Here is a 25,978-nt window from a genome sequence, read left to right on the forward strand (position 1 = left end):
GGCGGCCGTTGCACTCATGGATCAGGCGGCGGGCACGGCGGCGCGCGTGCCGCTGTTGCGCTCGACCGCCAGCGCGATCGCCAGCACGGCGATGCCGCCCAGCGGCAGGATGGCGCCGACCAGCGCGGTCGACTGCAGGCCGTAACCGGCCGCGATCGTCATGCCGCCGGCCCAGGCACCCAGCGCATTGGCGATATTGAACGCGGAATGGTTCAGCGCGGCGGCCACCGTCTGCGCATCGCCGGCCACGTCCATCAGCCGCGTCTGCACGGCCGGTACCACGGCAATGCCGGTACCGATCAGGAACAGGTTCAGGCCCGTCAGCCACAGGTTCGCGCTCGTGTACGCAAACGCGGCCAGCACGAGCGCTTCCCAGACCAGCACGCCGAAGATGGCGGCTGTCTGGTTACGGTCGGCCAGCCAGCCGCCGACCAGGCTGCCCACCGTCATGCCCACCCCGATCAGGCCCAGCAGCACGGAAATTTCCAGTGGCGACGCATGCGTAATCTGCTGCAGCGTCGGCGTCACGTAGGTATACATCGCGAACATGCCGCCAAAGCCGATCGCCACCATCAGCAGCGTCAGCCACACCTGCAGCCGGCGGAACACGCCGAGCTCGCCACGGATACTGGCGTTGCCGGCGGCAATGAACGGCAGGAACACGAACACCATCGCCACGGTCAGGAATGCCAGGCCGCCGACGATCGCGAATGCCGACCGCCAGCCCATCACCTGCCCCAGCCACGTGGCCAGCGGCACGCCGACAATATTGGCCACCGTCAGGCCCAGCATCACCCGGCCCACGGCCTGGGCACGCTTGTCGGGCGTGACGAGTGCCGCGGCCACGAGGGCTGCCACGCCGAAATAGGCGCCGTGCGGAATGCCGGCCACGAAGCGGGCCACGATCAGCAAGCCCGGCGTGGGTGCCAGCGCGCCCAGGATATTGCCGACGGCATACATCAGCATCAGGCACATCAGCATCATGCGACGCGGCATGCGCGCCATGAAGATCGTGATCAGCGGCGCGCCCACGACGACGCCCAGCGCGTAGGCGCTGATCATGTGCCCCATGTCGGGCAGCGTGGTGCCGAGGTCCTGCGCCACGAGCGGCAGGATGCTCATCGACGCGAATTCGCCGGTACCGATGGCCAGGCCGCCGATGGCCAGCGCCAGCTCGGCCATGCCGGCGCCCCGCGGCGCGATGATGGTGGGACTGTTATCGGAAAGTGTTACTTGTTGCATGCGTTAGTTCGACGAAAAAACCAAAGCCGGGCAGGATAGCACGGACCGTATTACTTTGCTTGCGCCGGCTCGGTGACGGAAATACTGATGAGAGAGAAATCCAGGCCACGAGCGTCAACCCGAGCATGCCGGCAGCACCGCGATTTCCCTGCTCGTGGCTGCTCGACATGCGGCGTTGGCGGCGCTACCATTTCCTGAATGAAATGACCGGAGTCGCCGTGGGGCCTATCGCCTACTCGCTGTGTGCCAAGCCCGTGATCGGGCCACTGATGTTCATTACCGCGCAGTGCGCCTTTCCACCGCTGTTCCAGGGCGTTCCGCTGCGGCTGGACCAGGCCGGCGCAGTGGCCAGTGCCAGCTTCGCCGCGCCGGTGGATACGACATACCGATTGCTGATCCGGTTCACGTTCCCCAACCGGCAATCGATGAACGGGGACCGTATCGTCGGCAGCCGTCACGACAGGTACTGCGACGGGCGCCCTTATGGGCAGGTGCCGGCGTTCGCACGCGATGGGCTCGGGCAGCCGATTCCGCTACACATCGTCATCCGGCGTGCCAGCGATGCCGCCACCGTGATCGAGCGCACCGTCGAGTCGCTGTGCATCAACGCCCACGGTGCCGACCTGACCAAGACCCGCGGCATCGCCAGCGTGACACTGCCGCGCGGCAAATACAGTGCCAGCATCACGAACGTGACGCAACAGCCTGGCCTGGCTGGCGTACATGCAGAAGTCATGCTTGCCGGGCCCCGGATGAAGTAGGCATTTCCTGAAATGCGCGCCTTGGGGCGAACATGCCGGCCTTGCGTTATCGAATCAACAATGCGAGGATTGTGCAGCACACAATAAGTTGCACGATAAGTCCTGCGTGCCCTGTCTCTCTCAGAGGCGCAGCTATAATGGCGGCCACCGGCGACGAGGCAAGCGCCTCGATCGCCCAGCACACCTATACTGATCAGCATGCATGGATAACAAAGACGAGAAGCGCCGGCAACTGATTCGCGCGATGCTGGCCCAGGCCGGTGGCGCGGACGCCGCGGAGCGGCACCTGCTGCCATGGCGCTCGCTGGCAGTGCACCTGAGCCCCCTGATCGGCGAGATCGGATTCGGGGCACTGTACGGGCGAACGGGGCGGCTGCTGGCACAGCAGCATGCGTGCCTGACCATTGTCCCGTCATCGCAGCCGCTGGACGCATTGTTCCAGACACTGAATGATGACCTTGCCAGGGTGGAGCCGGCGCAATCGGCGCTGGCGAACGAAGCCCTGTTGACCACGTTCACCCGCCTGCTTTCCGAACTGATCGGCGAAGCATTGACGACACAATTGATCGATACGGCGTGGAACGGCGCACAGGCACCAAACAATGCAGGGGAGCAGAAGTAAATGACCGACAAAGTGAGCTTGGGAATGCTGGAGACCGGTGTGCCGGGGTTGGATACCCTGCTGGGGGGCGGACTGGGCGAGTATTCCTTCAACCTGATCGCCGGCGCTCCCGGCAGCGGCAAAACTACGCTGGCGCACCAGATGATGTTCGCGCTGGCCACGCCCGACCGGCGCGCGCTGTTCTTCACCGTGCTCGGCGAGCCGCCGCTGAAGATGTTGCGCTACCAGCAGCAGTTCAGCTTCTTCCAGCTCGACAAGGTCGGCAGCGCGATCCGCTACGTCAACCTGGCCGACGACCTGCGCAGTGGCGATTTTTCCGGCGTGCTGGACCGCATCATGCGCGAAGTCGAGGATTTTTCACCCAGCCTCGTGTTCGTCGATTCGTTCCGCTCCGTCGCGCAGACAGCGAAGAGCGGCAGTGAAGGCATCGCCGACCTGCAGCATTTCATCCAGGAACTGGGCACGCGGATGACCAGCTGGCAAGCCACCACGTTCCTGATCGGCGAATACGTGCACGTGGAAGCGGAAGCGAATCCGATCATGACGGTGGCCGATGGCGTTCTGGCGCTGTCACAGTCCCAGCAGGACAACTCGATCGTGCGCAAGATCCGTATTGTCAAGATGCGCGGGCAGGCGCACATGAGCGGCATGCACACGTTCCGCATCGGCGACGATGGCGTGCGCGTCTTCCCGCGTGTGCTGCCACAGCTGGCGGCGGACCGGCTGCCGGGTGTTCCGGTGGACCGGGAGCCGCGCCGCATCTCGATCGGCATCCCATCGCTCGACCTGCTGCTGCACGGCGGCATTCCGCAGGGCCACTCGATCCTCGTCAGCGGCCCATCGGGTTCGGGCAAGACCATCCTGGGAACACAGTTCCTCGCCGAAGGCGTCAGCCAGGGCGAGAAAGGCGTGGCCTGCTACTTTGAAAAAGGCACCGCGCGCTTGCGCAACGCCGCGCTGGCCGCCATGGTGCAGGCCGGCCATGTGCGCATCGTCGAAAGCCGTGCGCTCGACCTGACCGCCGACGAACTGCTGCAGGAGCTGCTGACAGCGATCGACGAAACCGGCGCGACGCGGGTGGTCATCGATTCGCTCTCCGAGTTCCTGCTGTACCTCGCGCCGGAATTCCGCCGCGAGTTCCGCCTCACGGTGTTCCGCATCCTGTCCAGCCTCGCGAAAATGGGGGTGACCGTGATCGTCACGATGGGCACCGAGGACCGCTTTACCGAGCTGCGCTTCTCGGATGACGAAATCGCCTTCCTGACCGACGGCATCATCGCCACCCGCTATGTCGAGATGGAAGGCGAGCTGACGAAGGTCATTTCCGTCGTCAAGCTGCGCGGCTGCTCGCACAGCACCGCGCTGCGCGCGTTCCGTATTACCGACGCGGGCATCGAGGTCGACGATACCAGGGTACGCTTCGCGGGGATGCTGTCCGGCCGCCCGTCGGCGCAGCAAGACGGCGGCTAGCGCAATGGCGGACATGGACCAGCCCCGGCACGACGATCCGCAGCACGTGGCGGAACTGCGCCTGGCGCTGCGCCAGGCGCGCTTCGAGAACAGCCTGCTGCGCGAAGCCAATTCCCACCTGGTGCAGGCCACCGTCACCGCGCAGACGCTGCAGGACGAGGCGGAGGCGGCGAACCGGCGCCAGAACGAATTCCTGGCGATGCTGGCCCATGAACTGCGCAATCCCCTTGCGCCGATCAGCATGGCTGCCGCGATGCTCGAGCGCATGCCCGACATGACGCCCGAGCTGTCCGCGCTGCGCAGCGTGATCAGCCGCCAGACGGGGCACATGGCGCGCCTGCTCGACGACCTGCTCGATGCCGCCCGCATCAGCAGCGGCCGCATCACGCTGGACGTGGCCCCGGTCACGCTGGCCGACGTGATCGAGCGCGCCGTCGAGACCGTGCAGCCGCGCATCGCCGACAGTGGCCAGCGGCTCGACGTGCGGGTGACGGCCCCGCAACTGACGCTCAATGGCGACCGCGTCCGCCTGATGCAGGTGTTCTCGAACCTGCTGGCCAACGCATCGAAGTACACGCAGGACGGCGGGCGCATCGTGCTGGAAGCCGGTGCCGGCCCGGCCGGCGTGCAGGTGACGGTCAGCGACAACGGCACCGGCATCGCCGCCGACGTGCTCCCCCATATTTTCGACCTGTTCACCCAGGGGCCGCGCTCGCTGGCGCGTTCCGAAGGCGGCCTGGGCGTGGGCCTGAACGTGGTGCGCAACCTGGTCACCATGCATGGCGGCACCGTGCACGCCCAGAGCGGCGGCCCGGGTCACGGCAGCCGGTTCACCGTCGAGCTGCCGGCGGGCGACCCGATGCCGGCGGCGCCCGAGCAGGATGCGGCCATGGCGCCCCACGCCTCATGCCGCGTGCTGCTGATCGAGGATAACGTCGACGTGTGCGACACGCTGAAGGGCTTCCTGATGCTCGACGCGCACGACGTCATCGCCGCCTACGATGGCAACGCCGGCCTGGCGCTGGCGCAGGAAGGCGGATTCGACGTGCTGATCTGCGACATCGGCCTGCCGGGCATCGACGGCCTGCAAGTGATCCGCCGCCTGCGCGCCGGCGGCGACCGGGTCTTCGCGGTGGCGCTGTCCGGCTACAGCCAGCCGCAGGACCGCGCCAAGGCGCTGGCCGCCGGTTTCGACGAATACCTGGTCAAGCCGGTGCGGCCCGACAGCTTGCTGGAACTCATCGATTCGGAACCGTGCCGGTCGCGGCGCAGCCCCCGCGCCTGACTTTCTGTAGCAAAAAAGACACGAAAATCACCACCATGTCCGGGCATTATTTGATAACGCTATCAACGATAGCTTCCTGGACCTGCTTTCGTTTTACCATGAGCTCATGCGTCGGGTGAAGCAACTATCCGCACCGGCGCAGGGCTCGCGGCCCTCGCAAGATACCTGCTGCAGGATCGCATCGCTTCGGTCGATGCATTCGCTGCAGGCATCCCGATGGTGACCGCGATCCGAATTGGTAGCGCTATCTAAATCAGTTTTACCTCCCCGGCGCGCTCGCCGTTGGCGGGTGGGCCACAAGCCCGCCTGTCGACGGCGGTGCCGCGACCGGATCGAACGTTACGATAGGAGCACTTCTTCGATGCAGAAAACCTTCCTGCGCCGCGCCCTGCTCGGCGCCGCATTGCTGGCCGGCCTTGCGCAACAGGCCGGCGCCACCATTACCACCGTCACCGGCGACACGACCGGCGGGCCGACCTGGGACCGGATCGACGAGAACCCCGGCAACTGGCCCTTCAACCCGACGTATCCTGGTACGACGTACCGCGCATTCGACGTCAATGTCCTCGAGTATGTGGACAACATCAATTTCGCCACGACGTGTACCTTCGACTGCTCGATGTATATCTATACCGGCACCTTCGACGCGGCGGCGCCCACCGACAATTTCTTCTTCGCCAACGGTTATGGGGCAACCGATAACGCGGTCTATTTCTACGGGCCGCTGGAAATCGGCCACTACACGATCCTCGTGACGGGTCAGGATGCCACGTATTACGGCGCCTTCAGCACCACCGTTTCCACCGTCGGCATCGGCACGTTCGAGATCAGCCCGATCAATCCCGTGCCGGAACCCTCTACCTGGCTGATGCTCGGCGCCGGCCTGGCCAGCCTCGGCGTCGCTGCGCGGCGCCGCGCCGCCGCCTCCCTCAATACCGCAGACTGACCAGGAGACCCCATGAACAACATGCTCCGCAATACGATCGCCGCCGCGCTGCTGCTGGCAGGCTTCCTCCAGCATGCGGCCGCCGAGATCGTGACGGTGACCGGCGACACCATCGGTGGCCCCACGTTCATCCCGCCGGGCAGTCACGGCGAAGAACCGTCTCCATCGATCACCGCCGTGGCCTATCGGGCCTTCGATGTCGTGACCACCGTCGGCCCGAGCCCGTTCAACTGGGAGAACTCGTTCCTGACGAGCTGCGAATTCAGCTGCGCCACCTTCCTCTACAGCGGTCCGTTCGACCCGGCCGATTCGCGCACGAACCTGATGACGACCGCGGACAATGCCACCAATTTCTCCTCGATGCAGACGTTCCTGGAGCCAGGCAAGCACTATACCTTTGTCGTCACCGGCTACGTCGACGGCGATGCCGGGGCGTTCAGCATCACGGCCGGCGGCCCGGGTGGCATCAGCATCACGGCCGGCGGCCCGGGGAGCATCAGCCCCGTGCCGGAACCTTCGGCCGGGCTGATGCTGCTGGGCGGGCTGGCGGGCATCGGCGCGCTGGCACGGCGCCGCGCCCGGCGGGATCAAACGGTCACGGCCTGACGGACGTGGTTTGATTCGGCATGGCCCGAGCGACCCGGGCCATGCGTCGATCAGGCCTTCTTGAGCGAGGCCGCGACGGGCAGCTTGCGAATACGCTGCCCGGTTGCCGCGAAGATCGCGTTGCACAGCGCGGGGGCGATGCCCGAAGTACCCGGCTCGCCGATGCCGCCCGGCTCGTCGCGGCTGGCCACGATGTGCACCTCGACCTTCGGCGCCTCGTTCATCCGCATCATCCGGTAGTCGCCGAAATTGGTCTGCACCACCTTGCCCCCTTCCAGCGTGATCTCGCCCCACAGCGCCGCCGTCAGGCCGAACACGATGCCGCCTTCCATCTGCGCCACGATGCCGTCCGGATTGACCGGCTGGCCGCAATCGAGCGCGCACACGACGCGGTGCACGATCACGTCGCCTTCCGGCCCCACCGACACTTCGGCGATCTGCGCCATGTAGCTGCCGAACGCGAACTGGGCGGAGATGCCGCGGCCCACCTTGCGGCCCGCCACCGCCTTCATCGGCTTGCCCCAGCCCGCCTTCAGCGCGGCCAGGTTCACCACGCCCAGCAGCCGTGGCGACTTGTCGAGCAGCGCGCGGCGGTAGGCCACCGGATCCTGCTTCGCCGCATGTGCCAGTTCGTCGATGAAGCTTTCCACGACGAACACATTGTGCGTTGGCCCCACGCCGCGCCAGAACGCGGTCGGGATCGGCGGCTCGTGGCGCAGGTATTCCACGCGCAGGGCCGGGATCTCGTACTGCAGGTCGGCGGCACCCTCGACGGCGTCCGGGTCGACGCCGTTCTTCACGGCCGGCGGCGCGAAGCGCGCCATGATCGACGAGCCCGTCACACGGTGGAACCAGGCCTGCGGCCTGCCCTTGTCGTCCAGCCTGGCGGCGATGCGGTCCACGTAGTAGGGGCGGTACATATCGTGCTGGATGTCTTCCTCGCGGGTCCACACGAATTTCACGGGGCCGGGCTTGGCCTGCGCCTTGGCAAAGGCCACGGCCTGCGTCACGTAGTCGACTTCCAGCCGGCGGCCGAAGCCGCCGCCCAGGTAGAAGTTATGCACCTTCACCTTCTCGAGCGGCAAGCCGGTCAGCTTGGCGGCGGCGCCCTGCGCCAGCGTGGGCACCTGCGTGCCGCAGTACAGGTCGCAGCCATCGGCGCGCAGGTCCACGGCGCAGTTCATCGGCTCCATCGTCGCATGCGCGAGGAATGGCGCTTCGTAGACGGCCTCGATCTTGCGGCCATCCTTGGCGTCGCCTTCGAGCGCCTTCAGCGCGTTGCCCTCGTCGGTGGCCACGGCCCCCGCGGCCTTGGATTTTTCCATCATGTCGGCCACGATCGAGGCCGTGGTCACGCCGGCGTTGGCGCCGAAATCCCATTGCGGCGCCAGCGCGGCCAGGCCCTGCTTCGCGGCCCACATATTGGTCGCCACGACCGCCACCGCGCTGCCGATCTTGAGCACCTCGCGCACGCCCGGCACGGCCAGCGCCTTCGGGTCGTTCGATGCAATCAGCTTGCCGCCGACCACGGGGCATGCGGCCACGGCGGCGATGCCCATGTCCGGCAGCTTCACGTCGATGCCGAACTGCGCGCTGCCATCGACCTTCGGCGGCGAATCGAGGCGGGCATGCCTCTTGCCGATCAGCGTGTAGGCATCCGGATCCTTCAGTGTCACCGTCTTCGGCGCCTCCAGCTTGGCCGCCGCGTCGACCAGCTCGCCGTAATGCAGCGTCTTGCCCGCCCCGTTCGTGACGGTACCGTTCGCCACGCGCAGCGTATCGGGCGCCACGTTCCACGTTTGCGCGGCGGCCTGCACCAGCACGGCGCGGGCGGCGGCGCCCGCTTCGCGCAGCGGCTTCCAGGCACCGCGGATCGATGTCGAACCACCCGTCACCTGGCCACCCAGCAGCGGGTCGCTGTACAGGTTGTTGTCGGCCGGCGCGTGTTCGAGTTTCACCTTGGCCAGGTCCACGCCCAGTTCCTCGGCGATCAGCATGGGGATCGACGTGTACGTCCCCTGCCCCATTTCCACCTTGTGCATGATCAGCGTGACCAGGCCCTCGCGGTCGATGCGGATGAAGGCGTTCGGCGCCAGGTTCGGCGCCACTTCCGAAACCGCCGTGGCGGCATGGCCCACGGCTTTTTCCGGCGGTGCCTCCTGGCGGTCGTTTTCCTTGCGGTTGCAGCCAGGCAGCACGAAAGCCACCAGCAGCCCGCCCCCGGCGGCGGCGCCCACGCGCAGGAAGCGGCGACGGCCCAGCGCTCGCTGGTCCAGTTGTTCGTTCAATGTTTCATCCATGTTTCCCATTGCGCGCCCCTTCATTTGGCCACTGCCTTGACGGATACAGTGCCTGCCGCGATCTTGATCGCGGTGCGGATCCGGCCATAGGTGCCGCAGCGGCAGATATTGCCGGACATGGCGTTGTCGATGTCGGCATCGCTCGGCTTCGGCGTGGCCGCCAGCAGGGCAGTCGCGGCCATCACCTGGCCGGACTGGCAGTAGCCGCATTGCACCACGTCGATCTGGCGCCACGCATCCTGCACCTTCGCGCCGACCGGGTCGTTGCCGATCGCTTCGATCGTGACGATCTTCTTGCCGGCGGCGGCCGAGACCGGCGTGACGCACGAGCGGATCGCCTGCCCGTCCAGGTGCACGGTGCAGGCGCCGCACAGCGCGACGCCGCAACCGAACTTCGTGCCGGTCAGGCCGGCCACGTCGCGCAGGGCCCACAGGATGGGCATATCGTCCGGCACATCGAGCGCTGTGTCGGTGCCGTTGATGTTGAGGGTGGGCATGCGGGCTCCTTCTTGATGTTGATGGTACAAACGTGGAACTATAGGGCAATGGACGCCGCCTTGTCGCCCCGATGATAGACTTTGCCATGCATTCCGCTTTTTCCGCCGCCAATCAAACTCCCGTATGAGATGACCGACCGCCGCCGCTTCCTCGTCAATGCCCCGCTCGGCCTGCTGGCCGCCGCCAGTGCCACCACCACCATCGCCGTTGCCGCCGAACCGCCGGCAACGGCAGGTGCACCGCCCACCTTCGGCGCGCTGCCGCCCGCCGGACCGCAGGTCACGCCGGCCACGTTCGCGGAAGCGGAAAAACTGGTGCAGGTCGCGCTCACGCCGGCCCAGCGCCAGATGGCCGCACAGGCCTGGCCGACGACCCTGGCCGGCCTGACGGCACGCCGCACCGGCCCGAAGAAGGTTGCCATCGATGACAGCGTGGCACCGATGTCGCGCTTCGATCCGGTTTTGCCGGGCACGAAAGCCGGCCCGGCGCGGGCCCGCTTCGTGCGCAGCTTTGCCGATCCCGGCCCGCTGCCGGCCAGCGATGCCGACATCGCCTACGCCAGCGTGGCGCGGCTGTCGCGCTGGATCGAAGCAGGCAAGCTGACGTCCGAACGGCTCACGCAGATCTACATTGCACGCTGCCGCCAGTTCGATCCGCGCCTGCGCGCCATCATCACGCTGCTGCCCGAGGCGGCGCTGGAACAGGCGCGCGCGGCCGACCGCGAAATCGCCGCGGGCCGCTACCGCGGGCCGCTGCACGGCATTCCCTTTGGCCTGAAGGACTTGCTCGATACGGCCGGCATCGCCACCACGTGGGGCGCCGAACCGCTGAAGGAGCGCACGCCCGTCACGGATGCGACCGTCGTCACGCGCCTGCGTGAAGCCGGCGCCATCCTGCTGGCCAAGCTGTCGCTGGGTGCGCTGGCCATGAACGACATCTGGTTCGGCGGCCAGACGATGAACCCGTGGCTGCCCGAGGAAGGCGCGTCCGGCTCCAGTGCCGGCCCCGGCGCGGCGATGGCGGCGGCGATGGTGGCGTTCACGATCGGCAGCGAAACGGGCGGCTCGATCGTCAGCCCCAGCACGCGCTGCGGCGTGACCGGCCTGCGTCCCACCTTCGGCCGCGTGCCGCGCACCGGCGCGATGACACTGTGCTGGTCGCTCGACAAGCTGGGGCCGATGACGCGCTCGGTGGAAGATGCGATGCTGGTGCTGCATGCGATCGACGGCCCGGATGGTGACGACGTGGCCAGCGTGCCGGCCCGGCTCGATTTCGATCCCGCCGTGCCGGTGCGCGGCCTGCGCGTGGGCTACCTGCCCGAATGGATGAAGGAAGGAACGGACATCGACCGTGCCGCGCTGGCCCTGGTGCAGAAGGCCGGCATGAAGCCCGTGCCGGTGGCGCTGCCGGACTGGCCGTACGGATCGCTGAACACGATCCTGTTCGCCGAAGCGGCCGCCGCGTTCGAGGAGTGGACGTTTTCCGGCAAGATGGAGATGCTGTCCGAACAGACGCCGGATGCGTGGCCGAACCTGCTGCGCGAGGCGCGCTTCCTGTCCGCCGTCGATTTCGTGCAGGCCGACCGCATGCGCCGCATGGTGGCGCAGCGCATGGCCGACATCTTCCGGCAGATCGACGTGCTGCTGGTGCCGTCGCTGCGCGACGAGATGCTGGTGATCTCGAACCATACCGGCCACCCGTCGCTGACGCTGCGCACCGGTTTCGTGAAAGTGGGCGAGGCGCGCAGCGACTGGGCGCCCCACCCCGCGCGCCCGCTGCCGAAGTTTTCTCCGCCGCGCCGCGTGCCGCATGGCGTCACGCTGATCGGCCGCCTGTTCGACGAAGGCACGCTGGCACGCGCCGGCATGGCCCTGGAACGGCTGGCCGGCGTGGCAAACGAGCGCCCGCCGGGGTTCTAGACACCGGCGAGCGCGGAACGGCTAGCCGCCGAAGCTGCCGAAGGCGAAGTCGCCCGCCTCGGTGGCCTTCACGCCGGTCAGCGTCGCCACCAGCGTCAGCTCGGTGGCCGATGCGATGCCGTCGGCATCAAGCGGCCGGTAGGCGAACACGGCGGACGCCTTGCCGTCATCCACCACGAACAGCGTCGCCGCGCCCGCGGCGGTAAGCGCCTTCGCGTTCGCCGTCACGATCACCAGCTCGCCATCATCGATCACGTTGTCGCCGTTGCCGATATTGCCGGCGGCCGCATCGATCACGATCCGGTCGATGCCGGTGGCGAAATCGGCGATCGTGTCGGCCTTGTCGAGATCCAGGTGGAACGTGTCCGCACCGGCACCGCCGGCCAGCGCATCGGCACCGCCGCCCCCTGCCAGTGTGTCGTTGCCGGCCCCGCCGGAGAGTTTGTCGTTGCCGGCCACGCCTTCCAGCCAGTCGTCGCCGGCGCCACCGTCGAGCGTGTCGTTACCGCCTTCGCCGAGCAGGGCGTTGGCGCGGGCATCACCGACCAGCCTGTCGTCGAAAGCCGATCCGAAGATGGTCTCGATGTTGCGCAGCGTATCCGTGCCCCGGTCGCCGTCGCTGGCCTTGCCGGTGGCGAGGCTGGCCGTCACGGCGCCGCCCGCATAACGGTAGTCCGCGATGTCGTTGCCGATGCCGCCGTCGAGGATGTCATTGCCGCCGCGCCCCGCGAGGATGTCGTCGGTCGCGCCGCCGGTGAGCGAGTCATTGAATGCGGTGCCGCGCGCGAACTCGATGCCAACCAGCGTGTCGGTGCCGCCAGCGCCATCCTGCGCGGTACCGGCGGCCAGGTCGACCACCACGCCGGTCGACGCATGGCCGGCATAGTCGACGGCGTCCCAGCCGAGACCACCGTCGATCGTGTCGTCGCCGGCTGCGCCGTAGAAGATTTCGATGTCGCGGCCACGGTTGTCCGATCCCGTCAGCACATCGTCGTACCGGGTGCCGACGATGCCTTCGATATTGCGCAGCGTGTCCGTATCGCCGTCCGCATCGGTGGCTGTTCCCGCGCCCAGGTCGACCGTCACGCCGGTCCGGCTCGTGTTGATGTATGTGACATAGTCGAAGGCGCCGGCACCGTCGAGCGTATCGCTGCCGGCATTGCCTTCGAGCCATTCGGGGCGCGGCCCATCCGATCCGGTGATGCTGTCGTCGTACCAGCTGCCCACCACTTGATTGATGTTCAGCAGCACATCCGTGCCGGTGGCAGTGACGCCCAGGCCCTGGCCGAGATCGACCGCGACCGCGGCCGACTCGGTGCCGTAGCCCGCCATGTTGTAGTCCCAGCCACGGATCGCGCCGCCATCGATCGTGTCGCTGCCGCCGCCGGCGTCGAAATATTCGGTGCCCGTGCCGGATGCGCCGGTCAGCACGTCGTCGAACGCGGAACCGAGCACGCCATGGATGTTGGTCAGCGTATCGGTCCCCCCTTCGTCATCGGCCGCCTTGCCGGTTGCCAGGCTGACCGTTACGGCACCGCGTGCCGACCGGTAATCGGCGTAGTCCAGGTAGCCGTCGTTCGCGCCGCCGTCGAAGAAGTCGTTGCCGGCACCGCCGATGAACTCGTCGTGCCCGGCCCCGCCCAGCAGCGTGTCGTTGCCGGCGCCGCCGGAAAGCGTGTCGCTGCCGCCATTCCCGCTCAGCTTGTCGTTACCGGTCAGGCCGCTCACCCGGTTGGCGCCGGCATTGCCGTTGCCCGTGAAGTTGCTGTCGCGCCCGGCGGTCAGGTTTTCGACATCCGCCCCCAGCGTGTAGGCGGCCAGCATCGAGATCACCTGGTCCGTGCCCGCATCGCCGGCCTTTTCGATGACGACGTCGCTCTTGTCGTCGACCACGTAGCGGTCGCTGCCGGCGCCGCCGGTCATGGTGTCCTTGCCCGCGCCGCCATCGAGGATGTTGGCCGCGGCATTGCCGGTCAACTTATTGTTCAACGCATTGCCATCGCCCCGCAGTGTGCCAGTGCCCAGCAGCACGAGGTTTTCGACGCCGTCGCCCAGCGTATAGTCGCGGTCGGCCTTCACGGTGTCGTTGCCGCCATTCGCGGCTTCCGTGATGATGGTGCCCGGGTGCCGCACCACGTAGGTATCGTTGCCCTGCCCTCCGGCCAGCGTGTCGCCGGTGCCGCCGCTATATAGCGTATCGCCCCACTGCGAGGGCAGGTCGGACGTCAGGTCGGCGAACGTGTGCCACGTGCTGTCAAACCAGAGGTGTTCCACGTCGAGCATGTCGATGACGGCACCGGTGACCTTGCTGGTCAGCCGCAGGCCCGTTTCGCCGGTGCGCTCGCGGCCGTAATTGCCCAGCGGCTCGACCAGCAGCAGCCGGTCTTCGCCGGCGCCACCCCGGACCGTGGCGCTGCCGCCGTTCGCCACGATGCGATCGTCACCGGCGCCGCCCAGCAGCAGGTCGTCGCCCTCGCCGCTCCATAACGAGTCGTTGCCGTTGCCGCCGTCGAGGCTGTCGTTGCCCACGTTGCCGACGAGGCCGTCGTTGCCTTCGCCGCCATGCAGCGTGTCGTTGCCCTCCTCGCCCCACATCGAATCGTCGCCGCCGCCACCGTCCTGGCGATCGTCGCCTTCATCGCCTTGCACCGTGTCGTTGCCGTTTCCGCCGTTCAGGCTGTCGTTGCCCACGTTGCCGACGAGGCCGTCGTTGCCTTCGCCGCCAAGCAGCGTGTCGTTGCCCTCCTCGCCCCAGAGCGAGTCGTCGTCGGCACCGCCGTCCAGGCGATCGTTGCCTTCATCGCCCTGCACCGAGTCGTCGCCATTTCCACCGTTCAGGCTGTCATTCCCTTCGCCGCCCTGCACGTAGTCGCGGCCGTCGCCGCCCAGCAGTGTGTCATTGCCACCGTACCCCCAGAGCGAGTCGTCGCCGACACCGCCGTCCAGACGGTCGTTCCCTTTGTGGCCAACGAGCTGGTTCGCCAGCGTGTTGCCCGTCAGCGTGCCAGCCTTCGCTCCGTTGTAAGACAGATTTTCGACGTTGTTCGGTAGCGTGTAGCGGTCCAGCGAAGTCGCCACGCCATCGGTCCCCTCGCCGGCCGCCTCGAGCACTTTCACGTTGGCGGCGTGCACGTGGTACCAGTCATTCCCCCGGCCGCCGACCAACACGGTCCCCGGCTTTTCGGCTCGCAGGCTGTTATCGCCGTCATGTCCCCAGATTGTTGCCATCGCTACCCTTTTGTTGATTTTTGAGAATGCTCAAATGGTAACAAAAGAATTAACAGTAAGCATCAAATAATGTCGCAACCAGCGTTTTACGGCGAGCCGGAATGGTTGGGAATCGCCGCGCAGCGCAAAAAAAAGCCGCCCGGCTTGCGCGGGGCGGCTTTTCGGAAGGGACAGGACGCTTATGCCATGAACAGGTCGAAGTCGACCAGCGACGCATCCTGCACGCCAGTCAGCGTGGCGATCTGCGTCAGTTCGTTGGATGCCACGACGGCATCGCTGCCGCCCGATACGAACTTGAACACTGCCGTCGATTGGCCGTCGTCGATCGCGAACAGGGCGATGTCGCCCTTGGCATAGGCCTGGGTCGCGCTGCCGATCGCCTCCGCGACGGCTTTCGTCGTCAGCGCGCCGGCGTCGTTGTCGAACACCACCATGCCGGCGTCGGCGGAAAAGCCGCCCGTCGATGCCCATTGCACGACGCCGTCACCGGCGAGCGTCACGCCTGTGACGTCGAACGATACAGTGTCGCTGCCGGCCGTGAAATCGACGACGGTGTCCAGCGAACCGAGATCCAGGCGGAACTCGTCGTTGCCGGCGCCGCCCGTCAGCGCATCCTTGCCCGCGCCACCCACCAGCGTGTCGCTGCCCGCGTCGCCGGAGAGACGGTCGTTGCCGCGGCCGCCGGTGATCAGGTTGTCTCCGCCATTGCCGGTACCGGTGAAGGCCGCGGTGCCGGTGAAGACCAGATTTTCGACATGGTCCGCCAGCTTCCAGGATGTCAACGACGTCCGCACGGTATCGCTGCCTTCGCCGGCCAGTTCGGTCACCTTGTCCGACTTGCTGTCGACGATATATTCGTCGTCGCCGGCACCGCCCGTCATCGCGTCGTTGCCGGCACCGCCGTTGAGCAGGTCGTTGCCGGTACCGCCATCGAGCTTGTCGTTGCCCGAGCCGCCCAGCAGGCTGTCATCGCCGTCCAGGCCGGACAGCGTGTTGGCTGCGGCATTGCCTGTCAGCGCATTGGCTTCGCCGTTGCCCGTCACGTTCAGCGCCGCCTTAGACGTCACGGTCGCGTTCTCGACGTTTTCCACGAGCACATAAGGCGTACCGGCCGTGGTGATCGCGATCTGCAGCGTGTCATTGCCGCCGTCGGCGGCTTCCATCACCACGTCGCCCGTGTTGTCGACGACATAGGTATCGTCGCCACCCAGGCCCGTCAGCGTGTCGGCGCCCGCCTTGCCATCGAGCTTGTCAACGCCGTTGGTACCGGTCAGTTCGTCGGCCCAGGAGCTTGCCTGCGTCGATACCGTCAACGCGTCGAACGCCACGGTGCTGTTGGCAAACGTGAAGTTTTCGATACTGCGCGCAATGACTTTCAGCTTGCCGCTGGTCAGCTCCAGGTCGGTGGCCGTCGTGCGCTTGATGGTCCAGTCCTCGCGGTTCCCCTCCAGTATCGCCATGTCGCTGCCCGCGCCGCCATCGAGCGTATCGGCGCCACCATTGGCACGGAGTACATCGTCGCCATCGCCACCGGCCAGGCTGTCGGCGCCGGTGCCGCCGGTCAGCGTGTCGTTGCCCGCCAGCCCGGTCAGCTTGCCGCCGCCATTGCCATTGGTGATCTCGTTGGCTTCGGCATTGCCGGTGAGCGCCGCCTTGGCCTTGCCCGTGTACAGCAGGTTTTCCACGTTTGCCGCCAGCGTCAGCGTACCGGTGGCGCTGGAGCTCACCGTGTCGCGGCCGTTGCCGGCCAGTTCGATGACCTTGTCGCCAACCACATCGACGATATAGGTGTCGTCGCCCGCACCACCGTCGAGCTTGTCCGACCCCTTGCCGCCGTCCAGCGTGTCGTTGCCGGTGCCGCTGGTGAGCGTGTCGGCCTTGGCCGTGCCGGTCAGGTGCTGGCCGACGGGCGCTGCGCTGACCGTCAATTCCGCCAGCGTGACGGGTGCACCGTCGGCAAAGACGAAGCGCTCGACATTGTTTGCCTGGATGACTGTGCCGTCCAGGCCGGTCAGCGTGAGTGCCGCACCCACGCTGACCGGGGTGTAGTTGCCGATCGCGCCAGCCAGGTACAGGGTATCGGTGCCCGTTCCGCCGTCCACGAACGCCGGGCCGGTGCCGACGTACAGCGCGTCATCGCCGGTGCCGCCAATCAGCGTGTCCTGGCCGCCATTGCCGCGCAGCGTATCGTTGCCGTCGCCGCCGTACAGCGCATCGTTGCCGCTGTCACCCGCGAGCGCATTGTTCAGCGCATTGCCGTGGCCCTGGCGACCGATGCCACCGGTGATCACCAGGTTTTCCACGTTGGCGGCCAGCGTCACGTCGACGCGGGCGATCACGGTATCGATGCCGCCATTGGATTCCTCGACGATCACGATCCCGTCGTTTGCCACGATATAGGTGTCGTGGCCCTGGCCACCGGCCAGCGTGTCATTGCCGCCGCCGCCGTCGATCGTGTCGTTACCGGCGCCGCCGCTGATCGCCTGGCTGGTTTCATCCGCGCCCAGGTCGGCGAAGTAGCCGGCGTTGTCGCTGCCCGCCGTGCCTTCGAGCGTGCCCAGCACGACCAGTGTGACGATCTTGCTGGCCGAGCTGACCTGGCCCAGCGCATCCGTCGCGATGGCGCTGAAACGGTGCTCGCCGGCCTTCAGGCCAGCCAGTTCCACGCTCCATTTGCCACCCGCGTCGATAGTGACCGCCGCCACCTCCTCGCCGGCGTCATACAGCGTGACCGAGGCGCCCGCGTCGCCGGTGCCGGTCACCAGCAGGTCGCCGGTACTGAACTTGCCTTCGTCGATCACGGGCGCATCGGCGTCAGCGGCTTCGCCGGCAGCGGAAAATGCCATCGTGGCAGCACTGGCCGCCTCGGTGGCGCTGCCGGCGGCCTGTACGGTGAATTGCGGGGCGGAGGGCGGCTGGCCGGTGCTGCTCGACGCAACGAACTCGGCGGCACCGTCGACATCGGTCATCTGTTGCCAGACCCGGCTGACGCCGTCCGCCGTGGTGGTCCAGCTGACGACCAGGCGGCCGTCGGCCGCTTCGGCCACGGTGGGCGCGGTCACCTTGCCGGTCACCGCGACCTGGTTGACCTGCCAGGCGGCGCTGAGGGCACTGCCCTTGGCGTCGTAGTGGCGGCCCATGACCATCGTGGTGCCGTCGGTTGCGACGCTGTCCCAGACAACGATGAAACCGCCATCGCGCAAACCGGTTACAGTGGCTTCGTGCTGGTAGCCGTTGCTGGCCACCGTGATCGGGGTACCGACGGGCTTGCCGGCCGCGTCGAAACGCTGCACCATCACGGCATCGTCCGCAGTGGCCGCCATGCCGTCATCCTGGATCCAGGTGACGACCGTACCGGCCACGACCGTTGCTTCGGCACCGTACAGCGTGGCGATGCCGACGCTGCTGACGACACCCGTCGAGGCCAGTTTCACTTCGGCCCCGATCGCCTCGCCGTCCCAGCGGAACTGCTGCACCAGCACGCCATGGCTGCTGCCATTCGTCGACTGCCAGGCCACCATGTAGCCGTTGTCCTGCTCGGCAATCGCGGCGCCCGCCTGGTTGCCGGCCACCGTGGTATTCACGATGACGTCGGCCTGGGCCTCGCCATCCCAGCCGAAGCGGGCAACGCGCACATCGGTCGTGCCGTCGGCACCGGCCGCGTGCCACGTCACGGCGAAGCCGCCGTCGACGGTGGCCGTGACGGCCGGCGCCAGCTGGTCGCCGGCGCGGCCCAGTACCACCTCGGTACCGTTCATGCTGCCATCGGCATTGAAGCGTTGCAGCGCGACGTCCCACCCATTGGCAGTGGCGCTCTGGTAGACGGCCACCCAGCCGCCGTCGTACAGCGCGGCGACAACCGGTGCCACCTGGTTGCCCGCGCTGGCGGTGTTGATCTGATTGACGGTGCCCAGCGGCGTGCCGCTGGCGTCGAACTGGCGGAAGTACACGCCGCTGCCGTCGGCATCGCTGCCCTGCCAGGCGATCACGTAGGAGCCGTTGGCCAGCCCGGTGACGGATTGCGCCTGCGCATCGGCCGCCACGAGGCGGTCGATGCCGGCCAGGTCCACCGTCGCGTCGGAAAATCGCAGGTGCCGAATACCGATCAGCGTGTCGATGCCGTCTTCGCCGGCACGCAGGTCGGTCACCGTGACCTGGCCATTGGGCTGGGTCACGACCGCATAGTCGCTTTGCTTGCCGCTGAACACAGCCGTGTCGTCACCCATGCCGCCAAGCAGCGTGTCGTTGCCGCCACCGCCGCGCAGCACGTCGTTGCCGCTGCTGCCGTCGAGCACGTTGCGGCCGCCGTCGCCGGTCAGCGTGTCTGCGAAGGCGCCGCCTTCCAGGTTTTCGATATTGCGCAGGACATCGGAAACGCCCGCCGTGCTCGCACTGGCTGTCAGCAGACTGGCAGTCACGCTGCCTGCCACGTCGGCATAGCTGGCCGTGTCGCTGCCGAGGCCGCCATCGAGCGTATCGCTGCCGCCACCGCCGGTCAGCACGTTGTCGGCGGCGCTGCCGACGATGCTGTCAGCGAATGCCGAACCGCGCACGCGTTCGATCGAGACCAGCATATCGGTTTCCACGAGATCGCCGCTCAGGATGGGCATGTCGACCGTCAGCACGGCAGTGCCCGCAGCCAGGTTGACATTGAGCGCACCGGGTGCGGCGCCGTAGTCGACGAGGTCGTTACCGGTGCCGCCGTCGAGCACGTCCTTGCCATCGGACCCGTGGAGCGTGTCGTCGCCTTCGTAGCCCGAGACCGAATCGTCGCCGGTATCGCCTGTCCAGCCGAAGCCGCCAGCGAAAACATCACCGGAATCCGTACCGTCCTGTACATCGTTGCCAAAACTGCCGAACACGAAAGGAGCGCCTGCCTTGAGCGTCATATATGCACCTGAGAAATTAATTTTCCACAGGGCAATTTACCACGGACAACAAAGAAGTGCATCAACTCGATTGCTAGTGCTGAGCTACCGCAAAGAAGTGTGTTGCCCTAAGGATACAAGGCATTGAATAAGTTACTTTCCCGTCAAGTTCTTGGCAATTCTGCCATCTCAGGTATCGATCTGCTTGTCTTCGGCTTGTGCTTCCTGCATGGCCTGTGGCTCGAGGTGTTCGGCGCCGATGTTGAGCCGGATGAAGATAGCCCATGCCACCAGCAACCCGGCGGCACACAGCCCGATCACGCCGGCGTGGGGCAGCAGTTCCGGATGCCCGTGCAGCGACTGGAATGCCGAGACCAGGCATTCGATCGACAGCGAGACGACCACCACGACCAGGAAGCGCGACAGGAAGCGCCGTACCCGCGTCGGCGTGCTGATACTGGCTTCGCGCTGGACCTCCTCCTCCAGCACGGTCTGGCCCAGTTCGAACGACGCGACAGCGATCGTCAACAGACCGACGCATTCCAGCACGCGCACGAAGCGGGGCGGCGTCTCGGCTTCGATGACGGCGGTCAGTGCATGCCAAAGTTCCCAGCCAGCCATGCCCATCAGGGCGACACCGCATAGCAGGAAGATCACCGCGATAACGATGTAGCCGGCACCGAACAGTTTTTGCAGAAGTTTCATTGCGCGCTAACGAATAAGGATATGCAGCAATATTCGCATGCCCTTCGCTCGACAGTCGCACGCGAGCCCAGGCGCAGCGGTAAAATCACTACAGCAATAAATTACCCAGGATCACCATGACACTTCCCGTTCTGCTCAATCTCGCCGCCGCCCTGCTCCTGCTGGCATTCCTGTACAGCCAGCAGCGCCGGCATGCCACGTTCACCGTGCGCGTCTTCACGGCGCTCGGCCTTGGCGTGGTGTTCGGTGCGGCACTCCAGGCGCTGCATGGCGCGGATAGCGCCATCATCAAGACCACGGGCGAATACCTGGACATCCTCGGCACCGGTTATGTGAAGCTGCTGCAGATGATCGTGATGCCGCTGATCATGGTATCGATCGTGGCGGCGATCCTGAAACTGCGCGACGCAAAATCGCTGGGCAAGATCAGTGCGCTGACGATCGGCACGCTGATGGCCACCACCGCCGTTGCCGCGGCGATCGGCATCCTGATGGCCAAGCTGTTCGGGCTGTCCGCGGCGGGTCTCACGTCGAGCGCGGCCGAGGTGGCGCGCGGGGCCTACCTGGAGGGCCGGCTGGCCGACGCACAGGCGATCTCGTTGCCGAACATGATCCTGTCGTTCATCCCGGCCAACCCGTTCCTCGACATGACGGGCGGTCGCAAGACGTCGACGATCGCCGTCGTCATTTTCGCCGTGTTCGTGGGCATTGCCGCGATCGGCATTGCGGACAAGAAGCCCGAACTGTTCGTCTCGTTCGACCATGCGGTGAAGGTGGCACACGCGATCGTGATGCGGATCGTGACCCTGGTGCTGCGCCTGACGCCCTACGGCATCTTCGCGCTGATGGCGCAGGTGGTCGCCACGTCGAGCTATGCCGACATCCTGGACCTGATCGGCTTCGTCGCCGCTTCCTACTGCGCACTGCTGCTGATGTTCTGCGTGCACCTGGCGATCGTGGCCGGCGCCGGGCTCAATCCCTTGCGCTTCGCGAAGAAGATCCTGCCGGTGCTGACGTTCGCCTTCACGTCGCGCAGCAGCGCCGGCGCGATCCCCATGAACGTGCAGACGCAGGTGCAGCGCCTGGGCACGCCGGAAGGCATCGCCAATTTTTCCGCATCGTTCGGCGCCACGATCGGCCAGAATGGCTGCGCCGGCATCTACCCCGCCATGCTGGCGGTCATGATCGCCCCCACCGTCGGCATCGATCCGTTCACCGTCTCGTTCCTGCTGCCGCTGCTGGCCGTGGTGACGATCGGTTCGGTCGGCGTGGCCGGCGTGGGCGGTGGCGCCACGTTTGCCGCGCTGATCGTGCTTTCCTCGATGAACCTTCCGGTGGCGCTGGCGGGCCTGCTGATCTCGATCGAACCGCTGATCGACATGGGCCGCACGGCGCTGAACGTTTCCGGCGCGATCACGGCCGGCACCCTGACCTCGCGCGTGATGGGCGAGACCGACGTCGCCATCTTCGAACGCAAGGACGATGACGACTACGAGGCCGATGCCGACACCGACGTCGATATCGAATCGAAAACCACCCCCGCCTGACAGCGCACCGCGGGCGCGGCGCGCCTGCCGGACGGCCGCGCGCGGTTGGGCCGCCATCTTGCGCCACGGTTTTGTGGTTTCGTCTAGTATTCGCAAACCGAATTACCAAGACGGACGGCGATGGAACAAAAATGGCCTCAGCAGATCTACATCGTGCGGCACGGGCAAAGTGCCGGCAATGTCGCGCGTGAAGCGGCCGAGGCCGCGTCGCAGTTTCTGATCGATATCGCCGAGCGGGACATGGACGTGCCTTTGTCCGAGCTCGGCGAGCGCCAGGCTGCCGCGCTGGGCCAGTGGTTCGGCGCGCTGCCGCCCGAACAGCGGCCGAACGTCGTGCTGTATTCCCCTTATGTCCGGGCACGGGAGACGGCGCTGGCCGTCGTGGATTGCCTCGATCGCGAAGAGTTGCTGGCGGTCGTGACGGACGAGCGGCTGCGCGAAAAGGAATTCGGCATTGTCGACCGCCTGACGCCGCTGGGCATCGCCGACAAGTTCCCCGAACTGCATGAGCAGCGCCGCCACGTGGGCAAGTTCTATTTCCGGCCGCCCGGCGGCGAAAGCTGGTGCGACGTGATCCTGCGCCTGCGCAGCGTGCTCGACATGATCACCCGCGAATACCGCGGCGAGCGCGTGCTGATCGTGGGGCACCAGGTGATCGTCAACTGTTTCCGATACCTGTTCGAGCGCATGGACGAGAGTGCGATCCTGGCCATCGACCGCATGGCCGACGTGCCGAATTGCAGCGTCACCTCCTACCGTTTCGATCCCGACGCCGGCAAGCGGGGCAAGCTCGTGCTCGATCTGGAAAACTTCGTTGCGCCGCTGACGTCGACCGGCACCCCGGTCACGAAAAGCAAGGACCAGCCGGCCGCGCCGAAAGCCTGATGACAGGAACATCCATGACAACCGAGATCACCGCCGGCACGTTACGGGAATGGGCCTTGCCCGAGCCCTCGTTCGACGACGACAAGGAGGGCCGCGGCCATGTGCTAGTCATTGGCGGTTCGCGTGAAATGCCCGGTGCCGTGATGCTGGCGGCCACCGCCGCGCTGCGGGCCGGTGCCGGCAAGCTGACCATGGCCACGGCGGCTTCGGTGGCGCCGCTTGTCGCGGCGGCGATCCCCGAAGCGCGCGTGATCGGCCTGGCGGAGACGAACGGCGGCGGATTCACGCTCGAGGCGGCGCGCCGGCTCGGCGAACTGGCCGGCAAGGCCAGCGCCGTGCTCGTGGGCCCCGGCATGCAGGACGATGCCGCCACGGCGGAACTGGTGCATGCGCTGCTGCCGCGCTTTGCCGGCACGCCGCTGATCCTCGATGCGGCCGCGATGGGCGCGGTGCGCGCGCAAGGCGAACCGCACCTGCTGGAAGAGCCGAAGGACATGGAACATTTCGCCTTCAGGGAGCCGGTGTTGATGACGCCCCATGCGGGCGAACTGTCGCACCTTACCCGGCGCGACAAGAAACAGATCTGCGACGCGCCGCTCGAGGCGGCGCAGGAGGCCGCACGGCGCTGGAACGCGATCGTGGCGCTGAAAGGCGCCACCACCGTGATCGCTGCGCCGGACGGCCGGCAATGGCAACACCAGGGCGGCAATGTCGGCCTGGCGATTTCGGGCTCCGGCGATACGCTGGCGGGCATCATCGCCGGCCTCGCGGCGCGCGGCGCACCGCTGGAACAGGCAGCTGCATGGGGTATCGCGCTGCATGCGTCCGCCGGTGAGCAGCTGTCGATCCGGTATGGCGTGCTGGGTTACCTGGCACGCGAGATTTCGGCCGAGATTCCGGCCCTGTTGCGTACGCTTGCCCCAGCCTGAGGGGACGGCGGCTATTACTATCAGGCACATCACGAACGGCAACCATCCTGGCGCTCTCACGCTATCTGATGGTCTCGCCAATTTATCCACTGAAAGGAGTCGAAATGATCAAGTTGAGTAAATCGTCCGCCCTGATCCTGGCCGCAGCGCTGGGTACCGCCGCACTGACCGGCTGCAAGAATCGCGATGCGGACCAGCCGGCCGCAACCGATACGACGGCACCTGCCGTGACGCCGGATACGAGCACCACCCCGGCCGCACCGGCCACGCCGCCAGCCAGCGGCACCAGCGGCGACATGGGCACGACCGGTGGCACCACCACCACGCCGCCGGCCGACACCACGACCACGCCGCCGGCAGGTACCACCACGACGCCGACCGATGGCGCCACCACGGCTCCCGGCACTACGGGCGGCACTGGCACCACGCCGAACCAGTAATCCGGCATCCGTTAAAAAGCCGGCACCTCTTGCGAGGTGCCGGCTTTTCTCATGCCTCGGCCACGGCATGCGCCGTGGCGGTACTTGATCAGAACTTGTAGTTGTACGCCGCGCCCAGCATGTTCATGTGCGTGCTCCACGTGCCGCGCGTGGTTTCGCCATTGCCCGTGCAGGTCAGCAGGCCTGGGCGGCAATCGTTCGTGTACGCGCCGCTGGCTTTCTTGAAGTCCAGGTACGTGTAGGCCACGTCGATCGACGAATTGGCCGACAGCTTCCAGTTGGCGCCGAACGACAGCTGGTTGCGGTCGGAATCGGGCAGCGCGGCGTGGCGCAGCTCGTCGCTGCGCACCGGTGCTTCATCATGCGCGATACCAGCGCGCAGCAGCACGCGGTCGTTCAGCTTGTAGTTCGCACCCAGCGCCACGCGCACGGTGTTCTTCCATTGCTGGCGGATGACCAGGTCACCGTTGTCGGTGCCCAGGAATTCGATGTTGATGTTCTGCATGCGCGAGTTGCGTGTCCAGGTCACATCGAACATGCCGGCCAGGCGGTCATCGAACTCGTGGTAGCCGTTCACGGACAGCGTCTCCGGCGTGCGCAGCTTCACGCGCGCGGCCGAATCCTCGTGGTGCGAGCGCTCTTCGATGATGGCGTTGACCACGCGGTCGGTCGTCACATTGGAAAAGTCCCAGTCCGCACCGCCGCCCAGCTTGTGGTCGATGTGCGAGCGGTAGGCGATGCCGAAACGGGTGCCCGGTGCCGGCTGGTACAGGTAGCCCAGGTTGAAGCCATAGCCCCAGTCCTTGCCCTCGACTTCGGCGCGGCCATCGCGGATCGCCGCCAGGGCGGCCGGATTGCCGCCCAGCGCAACGATCTGGCGGAGCAGCGCGGCGCCGGTGCCAGCCGCCTGGGCGGCGGCCACCGAACCCGGCACGTCCACGTTCTGGCCCAGGCGGGCCTTCATGAATTCGGCCGTGATGCCGAAGCCGATCGAGTGGCGCTCATTGAGCTTCCACGCGACGGACGGGTTCAGGGCGATCGCGGTCAGCTTCATGTCGGTCAGCGCGTAACGGCCGGCCCAATCCCAGTCGTACGACAGGTTGGCGCCATAAGGCACGAACATGCCGAAGCCGGCGGTGAGCTGGTCGTTGATCTTCTGGCTGTAGTACAGCGAAGGCGCCGCCACCGCGGTCGGTGCGTACTCGTCCTGCAGTTTCTGGCCACCGGTGCTGGTGCGGGTAAAGCGGGTCGAACCGCTGTCCGAGTAGGTGGAATGCGGTACCAGCCCGGTCACGCCGGTCATGAGCTGGCGGCCTTCCAGGCGCGACAGGCCGGCCGGGTTGGCGAAGATGGTGGAAGCATCGGCCGCCTCGGCACCGTTGGCCTCGGCTGTACCTTGCGACGACACGCTTTGCGAGCCGAAGCGGTAGCCGGATGCGCCAGCCGTCGCGGACACGGTCGCCACGGCGGCCGCGATAATCAGGGTCAGATATTTTTTATTCACGGTAGTCTCGCTGTCTATTCTTACCATTCGGGTTATTGCCTCCCTATAAGTCCGGGATTGCGCTGGCGAGCATACTACACCACGCGAAATTTTGATACGAGCGTTCACTTTCTGCATTGCAACATGTATCAAATCCGTTTTTGTAACAATTTGCTTGATGAATCCGCTAGACAGGACCCGTCTTTTCGGCTTGATTTCTTTGTGACAACAGTATTGCTAGCGA

The 25,978-nt window shown here is 66.5% G+C and carries 18 protein-coding genes; 11 read left to right on the forward strand and 7 right to left on the reverse strand.

The genetic code is table 11. From position 1 onward, the window contains the following. Nucleotides 1-21: 21 nt before the first annotated feature. A complete protein-coding gene (locus tag EWM63_RS04995; RefSeq protein WP_130185547.1) occupies nt 22-1,242 on the reverse strand; it encodes an MFS transporter in 1,221 nt (406 codons plus the stop codon). Nucleotides 1,243-1,460: 218 nt separating this feature from the next. On the opposite strand from EWM63_RS04995, the gene EWM63_RS05000 reads away from it, so the two are divergent. From EWM63_RS05000 to EWM63_RS05025, 6 genes are all read left to right on the forward strand, one after another. Then, a complete protein-coding gene (locus tag EWM63_RS05000; RefSeq protein WP_130185548.1) occupies nt 1,461-2,003 on the forward strand; it encodes a DUF5625 family protein in 543 nt (180 codons plus the stop codon). Nucleotides 2,004-2,205: 202 nt separating this feature from the next. Next, nucleotides 2,206-2,625 carry a hypothetical protein gene (locus EWM63_RS05005; protein ID WP_130185549.1) on the forward strand — a complete coding sequence of 140 codons (420 nt, stop codon included), beginning with the start codon at nt 2,206-2,208 and terminating at the stop codon, nt 2,623-2,625. Then, nucleotides 2,626-4,095 (forward strand): ATPase domain-containing protein, encoded by a 1,470-nt coding sequence (locus EWM63_RS05010; RefSeq protein WP_130185550.1) that lies wholly within the window; start codon nt 2,626-2,628, stop codon nt 4,093-4,095. Between the two features lie 4 nt (nt 4,096-4,099). Beyond that, nucleotides 4,100-5,380: a hybrid sensor histidine kinase/response regulator gene (locus EWM63_RS05015; protein WP_130185551.1), complete on the forward strand. Its 1,281-nt coding sequence runs from the start codon at nt 4,100-4,102 to the stop codon at nt 5,378-5,380. Between the two features lie 361 nt (nt 5,381-5,741). After that, on the forward strand, nt 5,742-6,326 hold the full coding sequence (locus EWM63_RS32000; RefSeq protein ID WP_207221243.1) for a PEP-CTERM sorting domain-containing protein: 585 nt from the start codon (nt 5,742-5,744) through the stop codon (nt 6,324-6,326). Nucleotides 6,327-6,338: 12 nt separating this feature from the next. Continuing rightward, complete coding sequence (locus EWM63_RS05025; protein WP_130185552.1) at nt 6,339-6,932, forward strand: FxDxF family PEP-CTERM protein; 594 nt, start codon at nt 6,339-6,341, stop codon at nt 6,930-6,932. Between the two features lie 50 nt (nt 6,933-6,982). Here EWM63_RS05025 and EWM63_RS05030 read toward each other — a convergent pair whose 3' ends face one another. Both EWM63_RS05030 and EWM63_RS05035 read right to left on the reverse strand, forming a co-directional pair. Continuing rightward, entirely contained in the window at nt 6,983-9,232 is a 2,250-nt protein-coding gene (locus tag EWM63_RS05030) for a xanthine dehydrogenase family protein molybdopterin-binding subunit (protein ID WP_229487735.1), read from the reverse strand. A gap of 20 nt (nt 9,233-9,252) precedes the next feature. Beyond that, complete coding sequence (locus tag EWM63_RS05035; protein WP_130185554.1) at nt 9,253-9,729, reverse strand: (2Fe-2S)-binding protein; 477 nt, start codon at nt 9,727-9,729, stop codon at nt 9,253-9,255. A gap of 129 nt (nt 9,730-9,858) precedes the next feature. Between EWM63_RS05035 and EWM63_RS05040 the strand changes: the two genes are divergently transcribed. Continuing rightward, nucleotides 9,859-11,649 carry an amidase gene (locus tag EWM63_RS05040; RefSeq protein ID WP_130185555.1) on the forward strand — a complete coding sequence of 597 codons (1,791 nt, stop codon included), beginning with the start codon at nt 9,859-9,861 and terminating at the stop codon, nt 11,647-11,649. A 21-nt stretch (nt 11,650-11,670) separates the two neighbouring features. Here the strand turns inward: EWM63_RS05040 and EWM63_RS05045 are convergent, their stop codons facing one another. The 3 genes from EWM63_RS05045 to EWM63_RS05055 all read right to left on the reverse strand — a co-directional run bounded on the left by EWM63_RS05045 (nt 11,671) and on the right by EWM63_RS05055 (nt 20,450). Next, on the reverse strand, nt 11,671-14,877 hold the full coding sequence (locus EWM63_RS05045) for a calcium-binding protein (protein WP_130185556.1): 3,207 nt from the start codon (nt 14,875-14,877) through the stop codon (nt 11,671-11,673). A gap of 179 nt (nt 14,878-15,056) precedes the next feature. Beyond that, complete coding sequence (locus EWM63_RS32270) at nt 15,057-19,766, reverse strand: beta strand repeat-containing protein (RefSeq protein WP_130185557.1); 4,710 nt, start codon at nt 19,764-19,766, stop codon at nt 15,057-15,059. Between the two features lie 168 nt (nt 19,767-19,934). Next, the gene (locus EWM63_RS05055; protein WP_130185558.1) at nt 19,935-20,450 is read right to left on the reverse strand and encodes a hypothetical protein; all 516 of its coding nucleotides are present in this window, start codon (nt 20,448-20,450) and stop codon (nt 19,935-19,937) included. Nucleotides 20,451-20,566: 116 nt separating this feature from the next. Between EWM63_RS05055 and EWM63_RS05060 the strand changes: the two genes are divergently transcribed. From EWM63_RS05060 to EWM63_RS05075, 4 genes are all read left to right on the forward strand, one after another. Beyond that, on the forward strand, nt 20,567-21,997 hold the full coding sequence (locus EWM63_RS05060) for an L-cystine transporter (RefSeq protein ID WP_130185559.1): 1,431 nt from the start codon (nt 20,567-20,569) through the stop codon (nt 21,995-21,997). A 120-nt stretch (nt 21,998-22,117) separates the two neighbouring features. After that, a complete protein-coding gene (locus EWM63_RS05065; RefSeq protein WP_130185560.1) occupies nt 22,118-22,882 on the forward strand; it encodes a histidine phosphatase family protein in 765 nt (254 codons plus the stop codon). 14 nt (nt 22,883-22,896) lie between these two features. Then, a complete protein-coding gene (locus EWM63_RS05070) occupies nt 22,897-23,811 on the forward strand; it encodes an NAD(P)H-hydrate dehydratase (RefSeq protein WP_130185561.1) in 915 nt (304 codons plus the stop codon). Nucleotides 23,812-23,915: 104 nt separating this feature from the next. After that, the gene (locus tag EWM63_RS05075; RefSeq protein WP_130185562.1) at nt 23,916-24,251 is read left to right on the forward strand and encodes a hypothetical protein; all 336 of its coding nucleotides are present in this window, start codon (nt 23,916-23,918) and stop codon (nt 24,249-24,251) included. 88 nt (nt 24,252-24,339) lie between these two features. Here EWM63_RS05075 and EWM63_RS05080 read toward each other — a convergent pair whose 3' ends face one another. Next, entirely contained in the window at nt 24,340-25,755 is a 1,416-nt protein-coding gene (locus EWM63_RS05080) for an OmpP1/FadL family transporter (RefSeq protein WP_130185563.1), read from the reverse strand. Nucleotides 25,756-25,978 lie beyond the last annotated feature (223 nt).

It is taken from the genome of Pseudoduganella lutea, from assembly GCF_004209755.1.
In the GTDB taxonomy this organism is placed as follows: Bacteria; Pseudomonadota; Gammaproteobacteria; order Burkholderiales; family Burkholderiaceae_D; genus Rugamonas; species Rugamonas lutea.